A 22,048-nucleotide genomic window follows, 5' to 3' on the forward strand; every position below is an offset into this window, starting at 1 on the left:
CGGCTCGAGTTTTGAAAGTTCCGAAATATTTTTAAGAGTCAGGTATGATTTCAACACTCAATTCTTCACGTATTTCTCTAATTAACTCTCCAACTTCTCTCTTTCCTCCTTGTAAATAATATTTGCATTTCTCTTTAGATTCTGTACTCAAAACTTGAACATTTTTAATCTTTATCAGAGCTATTTTAGCAATTTGTTCTTAGTTCCGATTTTTGTTTAATGCGCTACAACGGTCTTGTTTAACGCAAGTAGCGTGGAGTAGGGACGCGAACTTGTCGGCTTTGTTGTTTTTTACTTGGTCTCTAAAATAACACTTTTCAGCAGAATGCCCGCTATTTGCTGTTAAACGATGTTGGCAAATGTTATATATCCTCAAGAGCTTCTTCTTTACTCTGTATTCTAGCCTTTCTATTTAATTCTTCCATCTCTTCTTTGAATTCCGTTTTGGAATTTTCAGAATTCTTTTGCCTCCTTATCTCATCTTCGTAATAGTTTTTATCCACATAAGTTATTTTTAAATCATAATTTTGAAAATAACAATATGTGACATATTTGGAATTTTTACGGATGAGATAATTTCCAATAGTTTCTCTAGTTTTTTGATCTTTAAAATTTTTATAATCTCCAGCAAATAATCCCATTTCACTTCGGCCAATTCGGAATTTATTTTTAATTCTTGAAGGAATATAATTTTCCCAATCTTCTAATGAATAGACTAAATCCTTATTAATCTCCTCATCTTGAGATGGAACTTCATTTATAATAATCTTAGTCCTAGCATCTTTATTTAATTCTATCTTTTTTGCTAAACCAAAACGAGTAGTTTTTTCACCTTTATTTTGCTCATAATTGTATTTTTTTACTCCATTATCAATTAATGAAGATGGAACATTTTCCGGAACGCCATTGTTAAGATACAGATAATGGACTGGATCATAATCGGAATTTGGAACCGTCTGTTTTTGATAATATTTATCTTTTTGAACTAGAGCGGGTAAATTATATTTTGTGTAAAAAAGATTATATGGTGAATATTCCTGAGTGGCTAGTAACGGTTCTAATTTAGCTAAAAGAGTAATTTTTCTTAATTTGTTATTTTCAAAAGTTTCTTTGAAATACATTGAGAAACCATCAAGATCATAAAATAAAGAATCTTCTGTTTGGCTAATTTTTCTTTGTTTAATTAAAGTGTCTACAACCCTGTTAAAATCCCTCTCATTCATATCAATCCAGAATGCTGAAAAAATTTTAGGTTTATTTTTAAAGTTTTTCTGAAATTCAAGATTATAATTTTCACTATGAGTTTCTTTTGAACTAGAACTATTTTTATTATTACAAGAGATTAAAAATATAGAAACTAGTATTAGAAGCTTTTTTATGTAAGTCATATTTTGTTTATATAATATTTGCCAACGGCAGTCTGTCTAAAAACATGGTTGACAATGGTTTTATTGTCCTAAAATACGTTTTTTAAGGCTGTATGGCATGGTGCCAGCAAAACTTTGCGTTATATTGGAAAAGGAAACTAGTTCTTAAAAAGCGGTAAAATCGCGCTATTAAGCCCAAAATTTTATCAAACAAGGTATTGCTACCTTCTTGTAGGGCTTTATGGCCTATCAGGTTAATGATCCTTTTGAGGTTGTAGGCAATAAAGATGAAGCCTACATCTGCAGAGGCCCTTTTCTTTCCTTTTTTGGTAAGGATATGGTCAAACCCCCATTGCCTTTTCATGGTTCCAAATGGGTGTTCCACAATGGCCTGCCTGCGGCGGTAGAGTTCTTTTTCTTGTTCCATGTTTTTTCGGTTCTCCTCGTAGAATGGCGCAAAGACATTCCGGGCAAGGAGCCTTCCATTTTTTGCCCTGGTGCACAGGTCTCGCACGGGGCACCCCTTACAGGCCTTTGTTTTGTATTGTTTGAACTTACTTTGGTTGGGCTTGCCTTGATGGTTTGTATAAAAGTTGCCGTTGGTCTTCAGGGCGTGTCCCTGTGGGCAGGTATACTGGTCCTGTTGTTGGTCGTAAATGAAATTCTGTAGGTTGTAATCCGGGTGTGGTGCCGTGGATGCGGGCGCGGGAATGGCCACCATTGTTTTGATACCGAGCTTTTGAGCGGTTTCGAGTTCCGATCCTGTGTGGTAGCCTTTGTCAAAGAGTGCTGTAAAGGTATTGTTCCTGAGTATGGCCTTGGACCTTCTTATCATATCGCCCATGGCCTTGGAGTCATTTCGGTTGGTGACCTGGTAATCAATAGGGATGCAGTGCAGGCCGTCCACAGTGGACTGTACGTTATAGGCCACCTCGGTAATGTTCCCCCGCAGGACCATATGGCGGCTTTCCCCATCGGAAGTTGAAATTTGTTCTTCCCCGGTCTGCTCCAGTTGTTTTTTGAGCTTTGTATAATTTTCCCTTCGCTGGGCATGCTTTCGTATTTCTTTTTGGACCTCTTGTTTTTCAGTCTCCCCATCGGCCTTTGCCAGGTCCTGGTTGTACTGATCGAGTTTGTTGTCGATATATTCCAGGTGGCGTTTTATCTTCTTTTCGTTGAAATTGTTCTTTTTACTGTTCTGTGCACGCAGTTTGGTACTGTCCCCGGCAATGATCCTACCGCCGATCAGTTTGAAGTTCATGGCCAGTTCCACCGTGGCGCGGAACACGTGTTTGATGGCCTTGGGGTTGTTTTTTCTGAAATTGGCAATGGTGTTGTGGTCGGGGGCAAGTTGGCCAAGGAGCCACATCATCTCCATATTTCGTTTGCACTCGCGCTCGAGGATCCTGGAAGAACGCAGGCGGTTCATATATCCATATAGGAACAATTTCAGGAGCGTTGCTGGATGATAGGCCGGCCTTCCGCCTTCGGGGAAATGTACCTTGAAGCCCATCTTTTCAAGATCGAGGCCATCAACGAACACATCAATGGCTCGGACTTCGTTTTCTTGGTCAATGGCTTCATCCAGGGAAACTGGGAACAGGCTGGCTTGTTTACGGTCTTTGGGTATAATGAATTTCATACCTAAAAGATACGGTTAAGCCTAACAATAGGAAACAGCTCAGCAAATAAGAAATCAACATAGTTATTAAGAAAGCAAGGGGTTTTTAGACAGTCTGACGGTCTTGTTTAACGCAAGTGGCGTGGAATAGGGACGCGAACTTGTCGGCTTTGTTGTTTGTTAATTGGTCTCTAAAATATCACTTTTTGTTCGAATACCCGCTATTTGCTGTTAAACGATGTTGTAGCCAGTGCTTTGGTAAGTAAAGATTTTATCAACTTATAAGGTTTCGGTGGAATGGTGCTTATTGAAAATTTGATTCCCCTATTGACACCTAAATAATAGCAGTTGTTATATTCTTTTAATTTCTCAACTTTCTCCAACCAAGTACTTATAGATCTAGCAATTATTATGGTTTTCTTTTCTTTTATAGCCTTATCTATTAGAAAGTATGAGTATTCAATCGATTTTAATCGTTCCTTATTAGTAATTATCCTTTTCTCAGAACTTTCAGAATGATAACCGTAGAGTTCAACAATAAAAATATTCTTAGATAAAGTTTTCCTTTTTAAAAGATTTTTATTTTTATCCTCATCGAAAATAAGATTTTTAAATACCTCATTCCACCAATTGTAGCCCGAGTGATTTTTGAATTTCGGATCTAAAAAATATAATGGATATTCTAAATTTTCAGAATCGTGTTTAAGATTTTTCTCAATAATTTCCTCTAAACCGTTTTCAATAGTTTTGATATCATTTTTTTCTTCTCCGCTTTTCCCTGGATTTCCGAGCAGAAAATATATCGGAGACTCTGGGTTTCCTAGAAAAGGTTCGGGATAATCAATTTCTGATATTTGTTTTTTGACATTATCGGAATATTGTTCATTGTGTTGGGTAATAACACTCTGATCTATTTCAAGTATTTTATTCTTGTTTTTAAGATTTAAATTTAACCACGGATTATTCTTCATTATTTCTGATTGCATTGGCTACAACGGTCTTGTTTAACGCAAGTGGCGTGGAATGGGGACGAGAACTTGTCGGCTTTGTTGTATTTTACTTGATCCCTAAAATAACACTTTTCACCAAATTGCCCGCTATTTGCTGTTAAACGATGTTGTAAACTTTAGCGATATTTCTAAATTTGTTATTTAGTTGACTGCCTTTTTTTGTCATTTTTCGTGCTTTTAGAGTTTTATGAAGTCCAAGTTAAGTCAGTAAAAAGAATTTAAGGCATTCAATTTTTGTCATTTTTCATACTTGAGTAAAAGTCAGAATAATAACTTGAAATGCCTATTTTTAATTTTCACGATCGAGTAAGAAATTCAGGTTTTTGCATTTAAACATCATCAATCCTAACTTCTTTTTTCCATATTTACTTTTCCAAATCTGAGTGAGAATTGTCTTTTTAATCTAAAAGCACCAAATTTTGTTTTCTCATATCTGCGTAAAGTTCAGTTTTTATTCTTTTTTATTCTTTTTTCTAATCTTGAATTTACTTTTTTGCGTCCGCTTGAGATTTTCCCAACCAATTTTAAGGCCTTCAAAATTATGCATTTTTCATCTTTTAAATTTATTCAAAACGGTCGGAATTGATTAAGTTTTGTTTATTCAAAAATTTTGATAAAGTCAGCGCAATAGTTGCGGGAGATTGGTCTTTTTAACGAAACTTTCTGTAGAGCTATTGTTTACAACGGTCTTGTTTAACGCAAGTGGCGTGGAGTAGGGACACGTTTTTGTCGGCTTTGTTGTTTTTTACTTGGTCTCTAAAATAACACTTTTCACTACAATGCCCGCTATTTGCTGTTAAACGATGTTGTAACGCGTATGTTATTTCGAAACGGTATTTATTATTCTCCAAACATACTCCTTACTGAATTCACCAAAAAATGAAACATATTCTCCATTTGGTGAAATGACAACAAAACTTGAACAAGGATAATGATGTTCAAAAAACAACTTTTCTGTTAATCCTTCTGGATCTTTAAACCATTTTATAATTCCCTCATATTTCTCTAACCCATCTTTATCTTTATATAGATAAATAGGAGAATTTGCATTTAATTGTAAAACACCTTTTTCTAATGTAGAAAACCAGTTTTTAAGTGATTCTTTTGTTGCATGTCCACCTGAATTACAGGGATCTTTTCCTGGATAGTAGACAATTATAATTGGTTTAGAAAAGTCAATTTTTATTAAAGATTTATTTGAAATCAATGATTGATAAACTTCAATTTTTTCAATTTTCCCATATTCATTTCTCTCAATCAATTTCTTATGATTTAATGAATCAATTTGAATATCAAGATATTCATTAGTGGATCTTTTTTGTCGAAATTTTGATTTTGTTATTTCTTGGTTATCTATGTCGAAGTATATGTATTCCTGTTTCGAAGATGAACATGAATATATAATTAGTCCGATTAAAGTTATAGTTAGGATTTTTCTCATATGCGTTACAACGGTCTTGTTTAACGCAAGTGGCGTGGAGTTGGGACGCGAACTTGTCGGTTTTGTTGTTTTTTACTTGGTCTCTAAAATAACACTTTTCACCACAATGCCCGCTATTTGCTGTTAAACGATGTTGGCAGCTGGCATTTTATTCTTTTCTTAAAATATAAATGTCTCCGATAGAGTTCGTCAAGGTTAACTTACTATCTTGAAATTCATAATTCCAACTTCCATCTAACACAAGATTCGGATCAAATTCAGCCGTAATAATTTGTCGTTTATTATCAAAAATTAGCGATTTATTTAGAACTGAAAATTCTCCAAAATAAATAGCTGGAAAATTAATTCTATCACTTTCTCCTGAAAATTTGTTTTTGTTCAAATCAAGTTGGACGTTTGTTATCAACTCATCTCTTTCAAAAGTTCCAACATACTTACCATCAATATTTAATTCGGAATTGTTTTCTTTACTACAAGCAAATGCTATAATTAAAACTCCGAAGCAGATTAAAAACTTTAGTTTCATAATTATCTTTTTTAATTTTTTTTATAAACTCTATAAACAGATTAATCATCACTTCCAACTAAAATCAAATTTTCCTCATTTAGAAAATATATTTTCCAATCGACTTCTAAGTTAATACAATTGAACTTTGATTCCAAAGTATCTTCTTTATTCGATTTTTTCTTTGCTTGCTGCCAACGGTCTTGTTTAACGCAAGTGGCGTGGGGTAAGGACGCGAACTTGTCGGCTTTGTTGTTTTTTACTTGGTCTCTAAAATAACACTTTTCACTGGAATGCCCGCTATTTGCTGTTAAACGATGTTGCACCGCGTAGCGATCCTCGGAATATGTTGTTTTGTTGCCAGCCTTTTTAAGTCATTTTGTTCTTTTCTGAATCTTGATTTTATTTTTCACGTCCGAGCAAGAGCCAGTTTTTTAATTTTTTTGTTCTTGATTATTTTTGTCATTTTTCTCGTCTTGGTTATTGTCAGAGTGGTAAATCTAAAGCTATTCATTTTATCCATTTTTCATGCTTGAGTAAAAGTCGGAATAATAAGCTGAATGCATCTATTTTTATTTTTTTTTACGCCCGAATAAAAGTTTGCGTACAGATTTTAAAAATTCTCAAGTATTTCTTCTTCTTTTCATTTATTCTTTATCTAATCAAAATCCGCGGACTGATTTTAAGAGCATCCAATTTTCACGTTTTTCATCTTTTTAAATTTTTCCCGTAAACCTTGCGGTTGAGTGGTTTTTCTTTTAACTAAAATCTTGAAAAAGTCAACGCAACAGTTGCGGGAGATTGGTTTTTATCAATTAAAACTTCAAATATGTTCTTTACGAGATTTTGTTTCTGAGCTATGCGTTGCAACGGTCTCGTATATCGACAAGTGGCGCGGAATTATGGATGCGGATTTGTCGGCTTAACTGTTTTGTTTGTTATGGAAACTAATTTAGTACTTTTCTATTAAACCCGCCATTTGCGATATACGTTGTTATACCGCGTTAAATTACAAATCTCTCTTTAATTTTTCGGGATCTTTTCTGGTGTCAAATATTGTAACAATATTTATTTTTTCTTCGTTGAAACTATAAAATAGAGTTGTCTGTTTTGTTATTACACATCTTCTTAACCCCTTTTCTTTTGTGGATTCCGGGAATATTTCTGGTTGCTCTTTTATGATTTCAATATTTCTATCTAATTTTTGAACGAACTCAGATTTTACTTTGTAAGACCATTTTTTAATCAAATATTCAAATAGGTCTTCTAGTTTTTCTTTCGCAATATCTGATGTAACTACAGTTCTACTCATTATCTATGTTTGGCCATAAATGATTCGTAGTCAGTGGTTTTTCCTTGTTCTATTTGTTTCCTTGCTTCTTTTATTTCCTTTTTTTGGTCAGAAGATAAATCCTCCCAAAAATCGGTAGTTTTTTCTTTTTTAAAAATTTGTTGAATAGACTTAATGATCTTAGGATTATCAGTATTTAATAACAATTTTGCCAACTCTATCTTTTCAGCTTGAATATTCATAAGCAAGTCATTTCTAACAAAAATAATGAATATTAAATAAATTTAAGTTCAATTCTCACTGTTTTTAATGCGGTATAACGGTCTTGTATAACGCAAGTGGCGTGGGGTTAGGATGCGTATTTGTCAGTTTTGTTGTTTTTTACTTGGTCTCTAAAATAGCAATTTTAAGCAGATTACCCGCTATTTGCTGTTATACGATGTTGTAAAACGTTTTATTACACAAAACTTATTTTGAAAATATAAAGGATAATTTTAATGGGTTAATTTATGTTTTTCTAATTCTAAACTCCATTTGCCATAGCCTAAATAATATGCATCTATCCAAAAATAAGCTTCATTTACATAGCTTTGGTTGCAGTCATATTCTGCGTATATTTTTATTCTTAATCCCTGATTTCCTAAATAACGGACAATACTTGGATTATATGTACTTCTTCTAACCAGCTCACATTTTGGGTCTTGCTGACTCAAAATTTGATTGATATAATCTATTGCTTTTTTGAATGATTCTTTTCTCCAATACTCCGAATATTCAAAATCTGTGATACGTTCCTTTATAATTATTTGTTTTGAAGATTCAACTTGCTCATTTGAATCTTTCCAATTATATATCCCAAGCTTATCAAATTCTTTAATATCAATTTGTTTTAATCCACTAAAAGACAATATAGGTGCATCTTTTAATGAATATACAATTGTATTAAATGGGTTGATATCTAAATATATTTTATTATCAACGGCTGAAGTTGCTATAAATTCAATCGTTTCGGAACTTACATTAGTTGAATAAAACTGAAATGATTGACTTTTCCATTCCATTCCTTTACGTTTAAATAAAAGGATTATTTTTTTTGTATCAAAATTTATAAAATGATAGTTGATTGTCTCAACAGTTTTAGATTCAATATTTTTATTAGAATCAATTTTTATTATCTCTGTTGCTCCACTTTTAAATATCAATATAGAATCCTTAATAGCTTTATTTTTTATTAAAAAAGTATTGCCACTATTGCCGTAACTACTAAAGCTAATTAATAATATTGAAATAATGGTTATTATTATAATGGGCTTAAATTTATTCATTGGATAATTTTTATTAAAATTGTAAATCTTGTTATCGTATAATTAAATTATTGACATAGAAATTTTCACCATCAGCATAAACTTCACAAGACCAATAACTCCTCACAGTGGCACCAAATCCATTTTGAGAATCTACCCAAGAATTAATAAGATAATTGTTTTCACCTAAATTTTCAATATGATTTTTCTTTTCGAAAGTGCCAGGGAATTCTGCTGTTGAGGGCGATTTTAATCTTTGCTCAACTTGAAGTGATGCAACATTGTAAGCTAAAATTGAATTCGATTTACCATCATCCAAAAATGTAAACCCGATAATTATGATTACAATAATTCCAATTGTAATAGCTTTAGACGAGACCTTGAATTGATTATCCTCCTTTTTTAATTTGCTTTTTCTAATCCTGTTTTTTTCCTTATTTAGATTTTTTTCTTTTTTCCAATTTTTATCGGATGAGAAAATTCGCCATTGTCTCGGTGCAGATTGTGTTTTTTGAGCGTGTGCAATCTTCTTTTCCTCTAATAAACTTTTTAAAAATCCTGACGTTTTTTCTTTTTCTGAAATTATCCCTTCTTCAAACAAAATCTTATTAGCTTGACCTAATGTTATATAATTTTTATTCTGTTTGATCAATTCAATGTTAATTGCATGAACTATTTCTTCTATTTTTGACATCGGATCTTTCTATAAAATGTTTTACAACGGTCTTGTTTAACGCAAGTGGCGTGGAATAGGGACGCGTTCTTGTCGGCTTTGTTGTTTTTTAATTGATCTCTAAAATATTACTTTTTCCTGAAATACCCGCTATTTGCTGTTAAACGATGTTGTATAGCGGTGTTTACTCCGAAATATGTTATTTTGTTGTCTGCCTTTTTTTGTTTTCTTCTTTCTAAATCTCAAATCGATTTTTCACGTCTGAGTAAGAATCAGTTTGAATTCTTTTGTTCTTTATCATTTTGTCATTTTCACGCCCGAGTAAGAAATTCAGCGCACTGCTTTAAAATCATAAATTTTTAGTTCTTCATTTCAACTCAAATTCCCTTCCTTTTCGTAAGGATTTGCGCACTGATTTTCAGGGCATTCAATTTTCACATTTTTCATCATTTAAACTTTTCCATAAACCTTGCGTTTGAGTGGTTTTTATTTTTACAAAAATCTTGAAAAAGTCAGCGCAACAGTTGCGAAAGAGTGGTTTTTTTTCATTCAGATTTGCCGTGATGTTTTGCGCTTTTCATTCTAAACACTGCTTTACAACGGTCTTGTTTAACGCAAGTGGCGTGGAGTTGGGACGCGAACTTGTCGGTTTTGTTGTTTTTTACTTGGTCTCTAAAATAACACTTTTCACCACAATGCCCGCTATTTGCTGTTAAACGATGTTGGCAGCTGGCATTTTATTCTTTTCTTAAAATATAAATGTCTCCGATAGAGTTCGTCAAGGTTAACTTACTATCTTGAAATTCATAATTCCAACTTCCATCTAACACAAGATTCGGATCAAATTCAGCCGTAATAATTTGTCGTTTATTATCAAAAATTAGCGATTTATTTAGAACTGAAAATTCTCCAAAATAAATAGCTGGAAAATTAATTCTATCACTTTCTCCTGAAAATTTGTTTTTGTTCAAATCAAGTTGGACGTTTGTTATCAACTCATCTCTTTCAAAAGTTCCAACATACTTACCATCAATATTTAATTCGGAATTGTTTTCTTTACTACAAGCAAATGCTATAATTAAAACTCCGAAGCAGATTAAAAACTTTAGTTTCATAATTATCTTTTTTAATTTTTTTTATAAACTCTATAAACAGATTAATCATCACTTCCAACTAAAATCAAATTTTCCTCATTTAGAAAATATATTTTCCAATCGACTTCTAAGTTAATACAATTGAACTTTGATTCCAAAGTATCTTCTTTATTCGATTTTTTCTTTGCTTGCTGCCAACGGTCTTGGTTAAGGCAAGTAGCGTGGAGTAGGGACGCAAACTTGTCGGCTTTGTTGTTTTTTTCTTGATGTCTAAAATAACACTTTTTACCAGAATGCCCGCTATTTGCGCTTAACCGATGTTGCCTCCAGTATTAAATCCTAAAGTTTGTTCTTTTTGCGAAAATCTTGATATAATTTTTCGGTAGTAATTGTTTTTCTATAACCCTTTTTAGTAAGTCCTGATAATAATTTTTTATCGCCAGTCCATAAATCAGCTTTTAAGTATTCAGAGAAAGCTACAAATAAGGTGTCATCAACATCAATATCTTTACAAAGTTCAGTCGCTTTATTGAAATTTTCAATTGGTAAGATTGAATGATTAAGAATTATAATATTTCTTAATATCAATTCGTAAACCTCGAAAAAGTCATCGTTATTTAGCTTTGCTATTTTCTTTATTTTCTCCTGATGTTCAAGGATTTCAGTCCGCACATACTTTGGTGCATAAAAATCATAATTCTTTTTTCCATTAATCAATATTTGCCCGATTCGGCTATTAATATTCAATAATGTGCTAAAAATTATATTAGAGTCAACGATTATTTTAGTCATTTAATCCGAGCTCTTTTTTTATTTTATCCGTTCTTCCTTTTTTGGCATCTTTTAATAAATCTGTTAAATCATCTTTTGTAGCTGTTGACTTAGAGGTCAACTCTTCATATCTCAGATAATCAAGAATAGATTGAATCTTTGAAGCTTTCGCTCCTGCCGAAAATCTTACTAGAATTTCATTATTTTGTCGTTCAACTATCATCTTTTTACTTCAAATTTAAAGATTATTTTGTTATTTGAACCGAAATCACTGTTTTAATATTGGTGGCAACGGTCTTGTTTAACGCAAGTAGCGTGGAGTAGGGACGCGAACTTGTCGGCTTTGTTGTTTTTTACTTGGTCTCTAAAATAACACTTTTCAGCAGAATGCCCGCTATTTGCTGTTAAACGATGTTGGCAAATGTTATATATCCTCAAGAGCTTCTTCTTTACTCTGTATTCTAGCCTTTCTATTTAATTCTTCCATCTCTTCTTTGAATTCCGTTTTGGAATTTTCAGAATTCTTTTGCCTCCTTATCTCATCTTCGTAATAGTTTTTATCCACATAAGTTATTTTTAAATCATAATTTTGAAAATAACAATATGTGACATATTTGGAATTTTTACGGATGAGATAATTTCCAATAGTTTCTCTAGTTTTTTGATCTTTAAAATTTTTATAATCTCCAGCAAATAATCCCATTTCACTTCGGCCAATTCGGAATTTATTTTTAATTCTTGAAGGAATATAATTTTCCCAATCTTCTAATGAATAGACTAAATCCTTATTAATCTCCTCATCTTGAGATGGAACTTCATTTATAATAATCTTAGTCCTAGCATCTTTATTTAATTCTATCTTTTTTGCTAAACCAAAACGAGTAGTTTTTTCACCTTTATTTTGCTCATAATTGTATTTTTTTACTCCATTATCAATTAATGAAGATGGAACATTTTCCGGAACGCCATTGTTAAGATACAGATAATGGACTGGATCATAATCGGAATTTGGAACCGTCTGTTTTTGATAATATTTATCTTTTTGAACTAGAGCGGGTAAATTATATTTTGTGTAAAAAAGATTATATGGTGAATATTCCTGAGTGGCTAGTAACGGTTCTAATTTAGCTAAAAGAGTAATTTTTCTTAATTTGTTATTTTCAAAAGTTTCTTTGAAATACATTGAGAAACCATCAAGATCATAAAATAAAGAATCTTCTGTTTGGCTAATTTTTCTTTGTTTAATTAAAGTGTCTACAACCCTGTTAAAATCCCTCTCATTCATATCAATCCAGAATGCTGAAAAAATTTTAGGTTTATTTTTAAAGTTTTTCTGAAATTCAAGATTATAATTTTCACTATGAGTTTCTTTTGAACTAGAACTATTTTTATTATTACAAGAGATTAAAAATATAGAAACTAGTATTAGAAGCTTTTTTATGTAAGTCATATTTTGTTTATATAATATTTGCCAACGGTCTTGGTTAAGGCAAGTAGCGTGGAGTAGGGACACGTTCTTGTCGGCTTTATTGTTATTTACTTGATGTCTAAAATAGCACTTTTCACCAGAATGCCCGCTATTTGCGCTTAACCGATGTTGGCAACTGGCTTTATTCAATCTTTGTTTCAACTTCCGAATTTGAATTGACGATTGAATTAACGGTTATGTCGTCGTTAATTTTTACATTGACCTCAATTGTAAAGGAAGCATTATTTTTAATTATTTGATTTTCATTAATATCAAATTCTACGATTCCATTTCCATCACCATTCGCCGTAACATTTGTTTGTTCAATTTGAGTACTTAATTGAATTGTTTCCTTCAAAATAAAAATTGCAATATTTTCTTTTACACTTTTGAGAGTAAAGGTTTTTATAATTTCAATTTTAACTGGATTAGCTCCTTCTATTGGAATAGTCATTGGCATATTATGCTCAAAACTGTCTCCGATTTTTAAAGGTTTTTTGGGGAAATCAATGTCAGGTTTTACATTTTCTAATGCGTATTTTATTCCGTTCTTCGTTTTTTCATCTAAATCGTTTGATAGAACTTCTTTTACGTTGAGCTTATTGTCAAAATAAGTGCCTTTTACAATTGTTCCAGAAATCGGATTGGTTGTTTTACTTCCATTTATTGTGGTTATGATTTGCCCATATTCTATTATTGCTGGAAAGCTATCATTGTTCATTATTTCCTTTGTAGTAGTAATTCGCGTCATTTTGGTCGAATTATTACTTTCTGCCGTTTTACCTTTTAATTCTGAGTTTTCAGTCAAATAATTTACTCTATTCGTTGATGACATATTCATAGAAAGTGAATAAGTCTTTTCAGGATTAATTTCACTTTTAAATTCAAATGTTTCCTGCCCACAACTGATGAAAGAAGTCAGGATTATTATACTTAAAACGTAATTTTTAATATTCATCGATTTTTTTTAGCTTGTTGCCAACGGTCTCGTATATCGACAAGTGGCGCGGAATTATGGATGCGGATTTGTCGGCTTAACTGTTTTGTTTGTTATGGAAACTAATTTAGTACTTTTCTATTAAACCCGCCATTTGCGATATACGTTGTTATACCGCGTTAAATTACAAATCTCTCTTTAATTTTTCGGGATCTTTTCTGGTGTCAAATATTGTAACAATATTTATTTTTTCTTCGTTGAAACTATAAAATAGAGTTGTCTGTTTTGTTATTACACATCTTCTTAACCCCTTTTCTTTTGTGGATTCCGGGAATATTTCTGGTTGCTCTTTTATGATTTCAATATTTCTATCTAATTTTTGAACGAACTCAGATTTTACTTTGTAAGACCATTTTTTAATCAAATATTCAAATAGGTCTTCTAGTTTTTCTTTCGCAATATCTGATGTAACTACAGTTCTACTCATTATCTATGTTTGGCCATAAATGATTCGTAGTCAGTGGTTTTTCCTTGTTCTATTTGTTTCCTTGCTTCTTTTATTTCCTTTTTTTGGTCAGAAGATAAATCCTCCCAAAAATCGGTAGTTTTTTCTTTTTTAAAAATTTGTTGAATAGACTTAATGATCTTAGGATTATCAGTATTTAATAACAATTTTGCCAACTCTATCTTTTCAGCTTGAATATTCATAAGCAAGTCATTTCTAACAAAAATAATGAATATTAAATAAATTTAAGTTCAATTCTCACTGTTTTTAATGCGGTATAACGGTCTTGTTTAACGCAAGTGGCGTGGAGTAGGGACGCTTTCTTGTCGGCTTAGTTGTTTTTTAATTGATCTCTAAAATAACACTTTTCACCAGAATACCCGCTATTTGCTGTTAAACGATGTTGTAGCCAGTAGCTTTTATCCGAGTAAGATTTTTTTTTAGCGTTCTTATTTGAAAAATTATTATTTTAAAATCTCATTGATTTTGTCACTTTTCTCGTATGATTGATTTTAGTTATATTTTTAAAATCATTCAATTTTTTGTGTCTAACAATCCTGAGTATAAGACAGACTAAGAACTAAAATCTTCGGTTTGAGTAAAATTCAGCGTACTGTTTTTAAATCATTTTTGTTCTTTAATTCTCATTTTCATTTGACATTATCACGCCCGAGTAGATTCAGCAATTTATCTTTAAAATCATTCAATTTTTTGTAGCTAACATTCCTGAGAAAAAGTCAGAATAAGAACTCAAATCTTTTAAGTTCGAGTATATTTTAAAGCTAAAAAGTTAAAATATCTGTCCATTTTAAAATAACGAGTATTAGAAATGTTATTCCAGTAATGGTGTATATCGCGCTTTGCCAATAAAAAGTTCGTGCTCCCCATATTTTATAAATTTTACCATATTTTGTATTGATAGTTTCACGAGTAAACTTCCAATAAATTAGAGTGATTATCAAAAAAATCGATATTGCTATTATAATTACCCAAATTTTTTCCATTTGTCGAATTTATAGTTTTTACACTTTAAAATTACACTAATTATGTTTATCACATATGTTCTTTCCAGAATTTCGTTTTTCGGCTATTGGCTACAACGGTCTTGTTTAACGCAAGTGGCGTGGAGTAGGGACGCGAACTTGTCGGCTTTGTTGTTTTTTAATTGGTCTCTAAAATAACACTTTTCAGCAGAATGCCCGCTATTTGCTGTTAAACGATGTTGTGGCGCGTTATGTTACTCAATTTATTTTTTTTGGTCTTCCGTTTAAATGATTATTTATCATTTTGTATTCCCAATCACTAATTCTATTTTCTTTTAATTCTTCTTCTAAAATATTTGCAATCTCATCAAAATATTGTCTTTGAGAATGTCGAAATATTATCATTGGAAAAATTTCTCGTTCGCAATTCAGTTTTCTCTGGTCTGGCCAACCTTTTTCTTTAACCAATTTTAAAAGCTTTTCAGTGTTCATATTATCAATTACAGTTTGAAGCTTCATTAATGAATCATATACTTTAGTCGACTTCTGTTTCTCAAAAGTTTTAATTTTATTCATTGATCGATATTTCTGATCACTTTCAAACATTTCTGTTATTATTGCACAAAAATCAAATTTTTCCACTTTTGCATTTTGAGCAAAGCTCATATTTGATAGAAATATTATAATTATTGTCAGATATATTTTCATTGTTATTTTTTTAATTTTAGAAAATCAAATATTATTTTGTCAACTGCGGAAACTGTATTTATATTAGCGCAATTCAACCATTTTATATTCTCAATTTCATTATTAGGTTTTAAGAATAATAAATCATTTTAATTACTGTTTTTCTTCCATTCTGTCGGCTCGAGTTTTGAAAGTTCCGAAATATTTTTAAGAGTCAGGTATGATTTCAACACTCAATTCTTCACGTATTTCTCTAATTAACTCTCCAACTTCTCTCTTTCCTCCTTGTAAATAATATTTGCATTTCTCTTTAGATTCTGTACTCAAAACTTGAACATTTTTAATCTTTATCAGAGCTATTTTAGCAATTTGTTCTTAGTTCCGATTTTTGTTTAATGCGCTACAACGGTCTTGTTTAACGCAAGTGGCGTGGATTAAGGACGCGAACTTGTCGGCTTTGTTGTTTGTTAATTGGTTTCTAAAATAACACTTTTCAGTAGAATGCCCGCTATTTGCTGTTAAACGATGTTGTAGCCAGTAGCTTTTATCCGAGTAAGAACTTTTTTTAGCGTTCTTATTTGAAAAATTATTATTTTAAAATCTCATTGATTTTTCACTTTTATCGTCTGATTGATTTTAGTTATATCTTTAAAATCATTCAATTTTTTGTGTCTAACAATCCTGAGTAAAAGTCAGAATAAGAACTAAAATCTTCGGTTTGAGTAAAATTCAGCGAACTGCTTTTAAATCATTTTTGTTCTTTAATTCTCATTTTAATTTGACGTTATCACGCCCGAGTAGATTCAGCGATTTATCTTTAAAATCATTCATTTTTTTGTAGCTAACATTCCTGAGTAAAAGTCAGAATAAGAACTCAAATCTTTTAAGTTCGAGTATATTTTCAAGCTAAAAAGTTAAAATATCTGTCCATTTTAAAGTAACCAGTATTAGAAATGTAATTCCTGTAATGGTGTATATTGCATCTTGCCAATAAAAAGTTCTCGCTCCCCATATTTTCCAATTATGGTCATATTTTGTTTTAATAGTTCCACGAGTAAACTTCCAATAAATTAGAGTGATTATTAAAAAAATCGATATTGCTATTACAGTTATCCAAATTTTTCCCATTTGTCGAATTTATAATTTTTACAATTTGAAATTACACTAATAATTGTTTACAAAATATGTTCTTTCCAGAATTTCGTTTTTCGGCTATTGGCTACAACGGTCTTGTTTAACGCAAGTGGCGTGGAATTAGGACGCGAACTTGTCGGCTTTGTTGTTTTTTAATTGGTCTCTAAAATAACACTTTTCAGCAGATTACCCGCTATTTGCTGTTAAACGATGTTGTACCGCGTTGCGATCCTCGGAACATGTTGTTTTGCAGTCTGCCTTTTTCTTTGTTTTTGATCTTTTCTGAATCTCAAATTATTTTTTTCACGTTTGAGTAAGATTCCGTTTGAATTCTTTTGTTCCTAATCAATTTTGTCATTTTTTACGTTTTATTGAAAGTCAGATTTAAAAATCTAAAGGCATTAAAATTATACATTTTTCGCGCCCGAGTAAGAAATTCCGCGTCCTGCATTTAAAAATCATCGATTTTAGGTTCTTCATTTCAATTCAAATTTCCAACTTTTCTTAAGGATTCGCGTACTGATTTTAAGGTCATCCATTTTTCATAATTTTCATCTTTTTAAACTTTTACAAAAACCTTGCGTTTGAGTGATTGTTTACTAAAATCTTGAAAAAGTCAGCGCAACAGTTGCGAAAGAGTGGTTTTTCTTCATTCAGATTTGCCGTACTGTTTTGCGTTTTTCATTCTGAGCAATGCGTTACAACGGCAGTCTGTCTAAAAACATGGTTGACAATGGTTTTATTGTCCTAAAATACGTTTTTTAAGGCTGTATGGCATGGTGCCAGCAAAACTTTGCGTTATATTGGAAAAGGAAACTAGTTCTTAAAAAGCGGTAAAATCGCGCTATTAAGCCCAAAATTTTATCAAACAAGGTATTGCTACCTTCTTGTAGGGCTTTATGGCCTATCAGGTTAATGATCCTTTTGAGGTTGTAGGCAATAAAGATGAAGCCTACATCTGCAGAGGCCCTTTTCTTTCCTTTTTTGGTAAGGATATGGTCAAACCCCCATTGCCTTTTCATGGTTCCAAATGGGTGTTCCACAATGGCCTGCCTGCGGCGGTAGAGTTCTTTTTCTTGTTCCATGTTTTTTCGGTTCTCCTCGTAGAATGGCGCAAAGACATTCCGGGCAAGGAGCCTTCCATTTTTTGCCCTGGTGCACAGGTCTCGCACGGGGCACCCCTTACAGGCCTTTGTTTTGTATTGTTTGAACTTACTTTGGTTGGGCTTGCCTTGATGGTTTGTATAAAAGTTGCCGTTGGTCTTCAGGGCGTGTCCCTGTGGGCAGGTATACTGGTCCTGTTGTTGGTCGTAAATGAAATTCTGTAGGTTGTAATCCGGGTGTGGTGCCGTGGATGCGGGCGCGGGAATGGCCACCATTGTTTTGATACCGAGCTTTTGAGCGGTTTCGAGTTCCGATCCTGTGTGGTAGCCTTTGTCAAAGAGTGCTGTAAAGGTATTGTTCCTGAGTATGGCCTTGGACCTTCTTATCATATCGCCCATGGCCTTGGAGTCATTTCGGTTGGTGACCTGGTAATCAATAGGGATGCAGTGCAGGCCGTCCACAGTGGACTGTACGTTATAGGCCACCTCGGTAATGTTCCCCCGCAGGACCATATGGCGGCTTTCCCCATCGGAAGTTGAAATTTGTTCTTCCCCGGTCTGCTCCAGTTGTTTTTTGAGCTTTGTATAATTTTCCCTTCGCTGGGCATGCTTTCGTATTTCTTTTTGGACCTCTTGTTTTTCAGTCTCCCCATCGGCCTTTGCCAGGTCCTGGTTGTACTGATCGAGTTTGTTGTCGATATATTCCAGGTGGCGTTTTATCTTCTTTTCGTTGAAATTGTTCTTTTTACTGTTCTGTGCACGCAGTTTGGTACTGTCCCCGGCAATGATCCTACCGCCGATCAGTTTGAAGTTCATGGCCAGTTCCACCGTGGCGCGGAACACGTGTTTGATGGCCTTGGGGTTGTTTTTTCTGAAATTGGCAATGGTGTTGTGGTCGGGGGCAAGTTGGCCAAGGAGCCACATCATCTCCATATTTCGTTTGCACTCGCGCTCGAGGATCCTGGAAGAACGCAGGCGGTTCATATATCCATATAGGAACAATTTCAGGAGCGTTGCTGGATGATAGGCCGGCCTTCCGCCTTCGGGGAAATGTACCTTGAAGCCCATCTTTTCAAGATCGAGGCCATCAACGAACACATCAATGGCTCGGACTTCGTTTTCTTGGTCAATGGCTTCATCCAGGGAAACTGGGAACAGGCTGGCTTGTTTACGGTCTTTGGGTATAATGAATTTCATACCTAAAAGATACGGTTAAGCCTAACAATAGGAAACAGCTCAGCAAATAAGAAATCAACATAGTTATTAAGAAAGCAAGGGGTTTTTAGACAGTCTGACGGTCTTGTTTAACGCAAGTGGCGTGGGGTAAGGACGCGAACTTGTCGGCTTTGTTGTTTTTTCCTTGGTCTCTAAAATAACACTTTTCACTAGAATGCCCGCTATTTGCTGTTAAACGATGTTGTATTTCGTGGCGATCCTCGGAATATGTTGTTTTGTCGCCAGCCTTTTTAAGTCATTTTGTTCTTTTCTGAATTTTGATTTTATTTTTCACGTCCGAGCAAGACCCAGTTTTTTAATTTTTTTGTTCTTACTTATTTTTGTCATTTTTCACGTCTTGGTTAATGTCAGAATTGTAAATCTAAAGGTATTCATTTTTTCCATTTTTCATGCTTGAGTAAAAGTCGGAATAATAAGCTGGAGGCATCTATTTTTATTTTTTTTTACGCCCGAGTAAAAGTTTGCGTACAGATTTTAAAAATTCTCGAGTATTTCTTCTTCTTTTCATTTATTTTTTATCTAATCAAAATCCGCGGACTGATTTTAAGAGCATCCAATTTTCACATTTTTCGTTCTTTTTAATTTTCCATAAAAATTAAGCATGAGTGTTTTTTGTTTTAACTAAAATCTTAAAAAAGTCAGCGTAACAGTTGCGAATGATCGGTTTTTAAATTCAGATTTGCCGTTATTTTTTTTGCGTATTTTCATTCTGAGCCATGAATTACAACGGTCTTGTTTAACGCAAGTGGCGTGGAGTAGGGACACGTTTTTGTCGGCTTTGTTGTTTTCTTTTTGCTCTCTAAAATAACGCTTTTCAGCAATCTGCCCGCTATTTGCTGTTAAACGATGTTGTGGTGCGTTATTTATTAAGCAGACATTTTTGGGTTGACCTGAATTTGTCCTCCAATCGCTTTTAAAACTTTCATTATTGTTGCAAATTGAGGTTTTGCTCCATCTGATAAAGCTTTGTATAAACTTGGCCTGCTCAATCCTGTTTGTTCTGATATTTTAGTCATCCCAATCGCCTTTGCAATATGACCGATTGCATTAATTACATCTGCATTATCTCCTTCTTCTAAAACAGTATTGAGATATTCAGCGATCATCTCCTTGCTGTCTAAATAATCTGCAATGTCAAATTTTGAAGTTCCCATATTTTCTATTTGTTTAGTTTTTTCCAGATTTCTTTTGCTTTCTTTATATCATTTTCTTGAGATGACTTATCTCCACCAATTAGCAAAACAATTATTTTACCGTCCTTTTCTTTGAAATAAACACGATATCCTTTCGCAAAATTCACACGCATTTCTCTTATTCCATCGCCTACAGGTTTGCAATCGCCAAAATGCTCGTCATTTTCTATTTTTTGAATTCTGAATAAGATTTTTGATTTAGCTTTTAAGTCTTTTAGCTTTCTCAGCCATTTATCAAATTCAATTGTTTTTTCAATAAAGAACATAAATATTGTATCTACTTGGATACAAATTTACATTATTTTTTTGAATGAATAAAATTTAATTAGGTTTTCTGAACATGCTGAATAATGCACCACAACGGTCTTGTTTAACGCAAGTGGCGTGGAATAGGGACGCGAACTTGTCGGCTTTGTTGTTTTTTAATTGGTCTCTAAAATAACACTTTTCACCAGAATGCCCGCCATTTGCTGTTAAACGATGTTGCACCGCGTAGCGATCCTCGGAATATGTTGTTTTGTTGCCAGCCTTTTTAAGTCATTTTGTTCTTTTCCAAATCTTGATTTTATTTTTCACGTCCGAGCAAGAGCCAGTTTTTTAATTTTTTTGTTCTTGATTATTTTTGTCATTTTTCTCGTCTTGGTTATTGTCAGAGTGGTAAATCTAAAGCTATTCATTTTATCCATTTTTCATGCTTGAGTAAAAGTCGGAATAATAAGCTGAATGCATCTATTTTTATTTTTTTTTACGCCCGAATAAAAGTTTGCGTACAGATTTTAAAAATTCTCGAGTATTTCTTCTTCTTTTCATTTATTCTTTATCTAATCAAAATCCGCGGACTGATTTTAAGAGCATCCAATTTTCACGTTTTTCATCTTTTTAAATTTTTCCCGTAAACCTTGCGGTTGAGTGGTTTTTCTTTTAACTAAAATCTTGAAAAAGTCAACGCAACAGTTGCGGAAGATTGGTTTTTATCAATTAAAACTTCAAATATGTTCTTTACGAGATTTTGTTTCCGAGCTATGCGTTGCAACGGTCTTGTTTAACGCAAGTGGCGTGGGGTTAGGATGCGAACTTGTCGGCTTTGTTGTTTTTTAATTGATCTCTAAAATAACACTTTTCACCAGAATGCCCGCTATTTGCTGTTAAACGATGTTGCCCACAGTGGTTTTTGCGTATCGTGGTTTCCGTTCTGGGTTTTGTTCCGCTCTGATTTTCTTATTTTTACTAATAACATTCAAAAATGCCATTTTCAAATCAAATACTTGTCAATAATCTAAATTGAAAATCTCTCGATTTTTACATTTTTTTGCGCATGAGTAAAAAATCATTATTTTGAAATTAAAGGCATTCAATTTTGCCATTTTTCATTCTTGAGTAAAAGTCAGAATAATAACTGAAAATGTTTGTTTTTACCTTTTTTTCACGCCCGAGTGAATATTATTTATTACTATTTTTTTCAAATCAAATTTCACTCATTTTCTAAAGAATCCGCGTTCTGATTTTAAGGATCTCAAATTTTTCCATTTTTCATTTTTTATATTTTTTTTAGTTTTGATCTTTTTTTGAATTTTTTGGTTCTTTTCCGCACCGCTGAATTTTATTCAATTAAATTATCTTGATTTTTTTTAGTTGATGTTCAAAATCTACTTTTTCATAATTCAGTTGGATATTTTTCAGTTACCGGATTATTTATTTTATACGACTAAAATTCTACTTTGTAGA

At 32.8% G+C, this 22,048-nt stretch carries 20 protein-coding genes; all 20 read right to left on the bottom strand.

The window, feature by feature from the left end; genetic code table 11:
• Nucleotides 1–362 precede the first annotated feature (362 nt).
• The 20 genes from JM83_RS07395 to JM83_RS07505 all read right to left on the bottom strand — a co-directional run bounded on the left by JM83_RS07395 (nt 363) and on the right by JM83_RS07505 (nt 20,589).
• The gene (locus JM83_RS07395) at nt 363–1,388 is read right to left on the bottom strand and encodes a hypothetical protein (protein ID WP_144960800.1); all 1,026 of its coding nucleotides are present in this window, start codon (nt 1,386–1,388) and stop codon (nt 363–365) included.
• Nucleotides 1,389–1,470: 82 nt separating this feature from the next.
• The gene (locus tag JM83_RS07400; RefSeq protein WP_144960757.1) at nt 1,471–3,009 is read right to left on the bottom strand and encodes an IS1182 family transposase; all 1,539 of its coding nucleotides are present in this window, start codon (nt 3,007–3,009) and stop codon (nt 1,471–1,473) included.
• Between the two features lie 200 nt (nt 3,010–3,209).
• Nucleotides 3,210–3,974 carry a hypothetical protein gene (locus JM83_RS07405; RefSeq protein WP_144960802.1) on the bottom strand — a complete coding sequence of 255 codons (765 nt, stop codon included), beginning with the start codon at nt 3,972–3,974 and terminating at the stop codon, nt 3,210–3,212.
• An 844-nt stretch (nt 3,975–4,818) separates the two neighbouring features.
• Nucleotides 4,819–5,259 carry a hypothetical protein gene (locus tag JM83_RS07410; RefSeq protein WP_144960804.1) on the bottom strand — a complete coding sequence of 147 codons (441 nt, stop codon included), beginning with the start codon at nt 5,257–5,259 and terminating at the stop codon, nt 4,819–4,821.
• A gap of 328 nt (nt 5,260–5,587) precedes the next feature.
• A complete protein-coding gene (locus JM83_RS07415) occupies nt 5,588–5,965 on the bottom strand; it encodes a hypothetical protein (RefSeq protein ID WP_144960807.1) in 378 nt (125 codons plus the stop codon).
• A gap of 988 nt (nt 5,966–6,953) precedes the next feature.
• On the bottom strand, nt 6,954–7,256 hold the full coding sequence (locus tag JM83_RS07420) for a type II toxin-antitoxin system RelE/ParE family toxin (RefSeq protein WP_144960809.1): 303 nt from the start codon (nt 7,254–7,256) through the stop codon (nt 6,954–6,956).
• The gene (locus tag JM83_RS07425) at nt 7,256–7,477 is read right to left on the bottom strand and encodes a hypothetical protein (protein WP_144960811.1); all 222 of its coding nucleotides are present in this window, start codon (nt 7,475–7,477) and stop codon (nt 7,256–7,258) included. The genes JM83_RS07420 and JM83_RS07425 overlap by 1 nt, the downstream gene beginning before the upstream one ends.
• 252 nt (nt 7,478–7,729) lie before the next feature.
• Nucleotides 7,730–8,560: a hypothetical protein gene (locus JM83_RS07430; protein ID WP_144960813.1), complete on the bottom strand. Its 831-nt coding sequence runs from the start codon at nt 8,558–8,560 to the stop codon at nt 7,730–7,732.
• Between the two features lie 31 nt (nt 8,561–8,591).
• Nucleotides 8,592–9,233, bottom strand: coding sequence for a hypothetical protein (locus JM83_RS07435; protein WP_144960815.1), 642 nt, complete (start codon nt 9,231–9,233; stop codon nt 8,592–8,594).
• Between the two features lie 716 nt (nt 9,234–9,949).
• The gene (locus tag JM83_RS07440; protein WP_144960807.1) at nt 9,950–10,327 is read right to left on the bottom strand and encodes a hypothetical protein; all 378 of its coding nucleotides are present in this window, start codon (nt 10,325–10,327) and stop codon (nt 9,950–9,952) included.
• Nucleotides 10,328–10,645: 318 nt separating this feature from the next.
• Nucleotides 10,646–11,098, bottom strand: a complete 453-nt coding sequence (locus tag JM83_RS07445; RefSeq protein ID WP_144960817.1) for a PIN domain-containing protein — start codon at nt 11,096–11,098, stop codon at nt 10,646–10,648.
• On the bottom strand, nt 11,091–11,300 hold the full coding sequence (locus JM83_RS07450; protein ID WP_144960819.1) for a hypothetical protein: 210 nt from the start codon (nt 11,298–11,300) through the stop codon (nt 11,091–11,093). Before JM83_RS07450 ends, JM83_RS07445 begins: the two co-directional genes overlap by 8 nt.
• A 201-nt stretch (nt 11,301–11,501) precedes the next feature.
• Nucleotides 11,502–12,527: a hypothetical protein gene (locus tag JM83_RS07455; protein ID WP_144960800.1), complete on the bottom strand. Its 1,026-nt coding sequence runs from the start codon at nt 12,525–12,527 to the stop codon at nt 11,502–11,504.
• 160 nt (nt 12,528–12,687) lie between these two features.
• Entirely contained in the window at nt 12,688–13,503 is an 816-nt protein-coding gene (locus JM83_RS07460) for a hypothetical protein (protein ID WP_144960821.1), read from the bottom strand.
• 163 nt (nt 13,504–13,666) lie between these two features.
• Nucleotides 13,667–13,969 carry a type II toxin-antitoxin system RelE/ParE family toxin gene (locus tag JM83_RS07465; RefSeq protein ID WP_144960809.1) on the bottom strand — a complete coding sequence of 101 codons (303 nt, stop codon included), beginning with the start codon at nt 13,967–13,969 and terminating at the stop codon, nt 13,667–13,669.
• Nucleotides 13,969–14,190 carry a hypothetical protein gene (locus JM83_RS07470; RefSeq protein WP_144960811.1) on the bottom strand — a complete coding sequence of 74 codons (222 nt, stop codon included), beginning with the start codon at nt 14,188–14,190 and terminating at the stop codon, nt 13,969–13,971. The genes JM83_RS07465 and JM83_RS07470 overlap by 1 nt, the downstream gene beginning before the upstream one ends.
• 1,038 nt (nt 14,191–15,228) lie before the next feature.
• Nucleotides 15,229–15,678: a hypothetical protein gene (locus JM83_RS07480; protein WP_144960798.1), complete on the bottom strand. Its 450-nt coding sequence runs from the start codon at nt 15,676–15,678 to the stop codon at nt 15,229–15,231.
• A gap of 1,874 nt (nt 15,679–17,552) precedes the next feature.
• Nucleotides 17,553–19,091 carry an IS1182 family transposase gene (locus JM83_RS07495; protein WP_144960757.1) on the bottom strand — a complete coding sequence of 513 codons (1,539 nt, stop codon included), beginning with the start codon at nt 19,089–19,091 and terminating at the stop codon, nt 17,553–17,555.
• Between the two features lie 905 nt (nt 19,092–19,996).
• Nucleotides 19,997–20,284, bottom strand: coding sequence for an addiction module antidote protein (locus JM83_RS07500; protein WP_144960827.1), 288 nt, complete (start codon nt 20,282–20,284; stop codon nt 19,997–19,999).
• 5 nt (nt 20,285–20,289) lie between these two features.
• Nucleotides 20,290–20,589, bottom strand: a complete 300-nt coding sequence (locus JM83_RS07505; RefSeq protein ID WP_144960829.1) for a type II toxin-antitoxin system RelE/ParE family toxin — start codon at nt 20,587–20,589, stop codon at nt 20,290–20,292.
• Nucleotides 20,590–22,048: the final 1,459 nt, after the last annotated feature.

It is taken from the genome of Gillisia sp. Hel_I_86, from assembly GCF_007827275.1.
Classification (GTDB): Bacteria; Bacteroidota; Bacteroidia; order Flavobacteriales; family Flavobacteriaceae; genus Gillisia.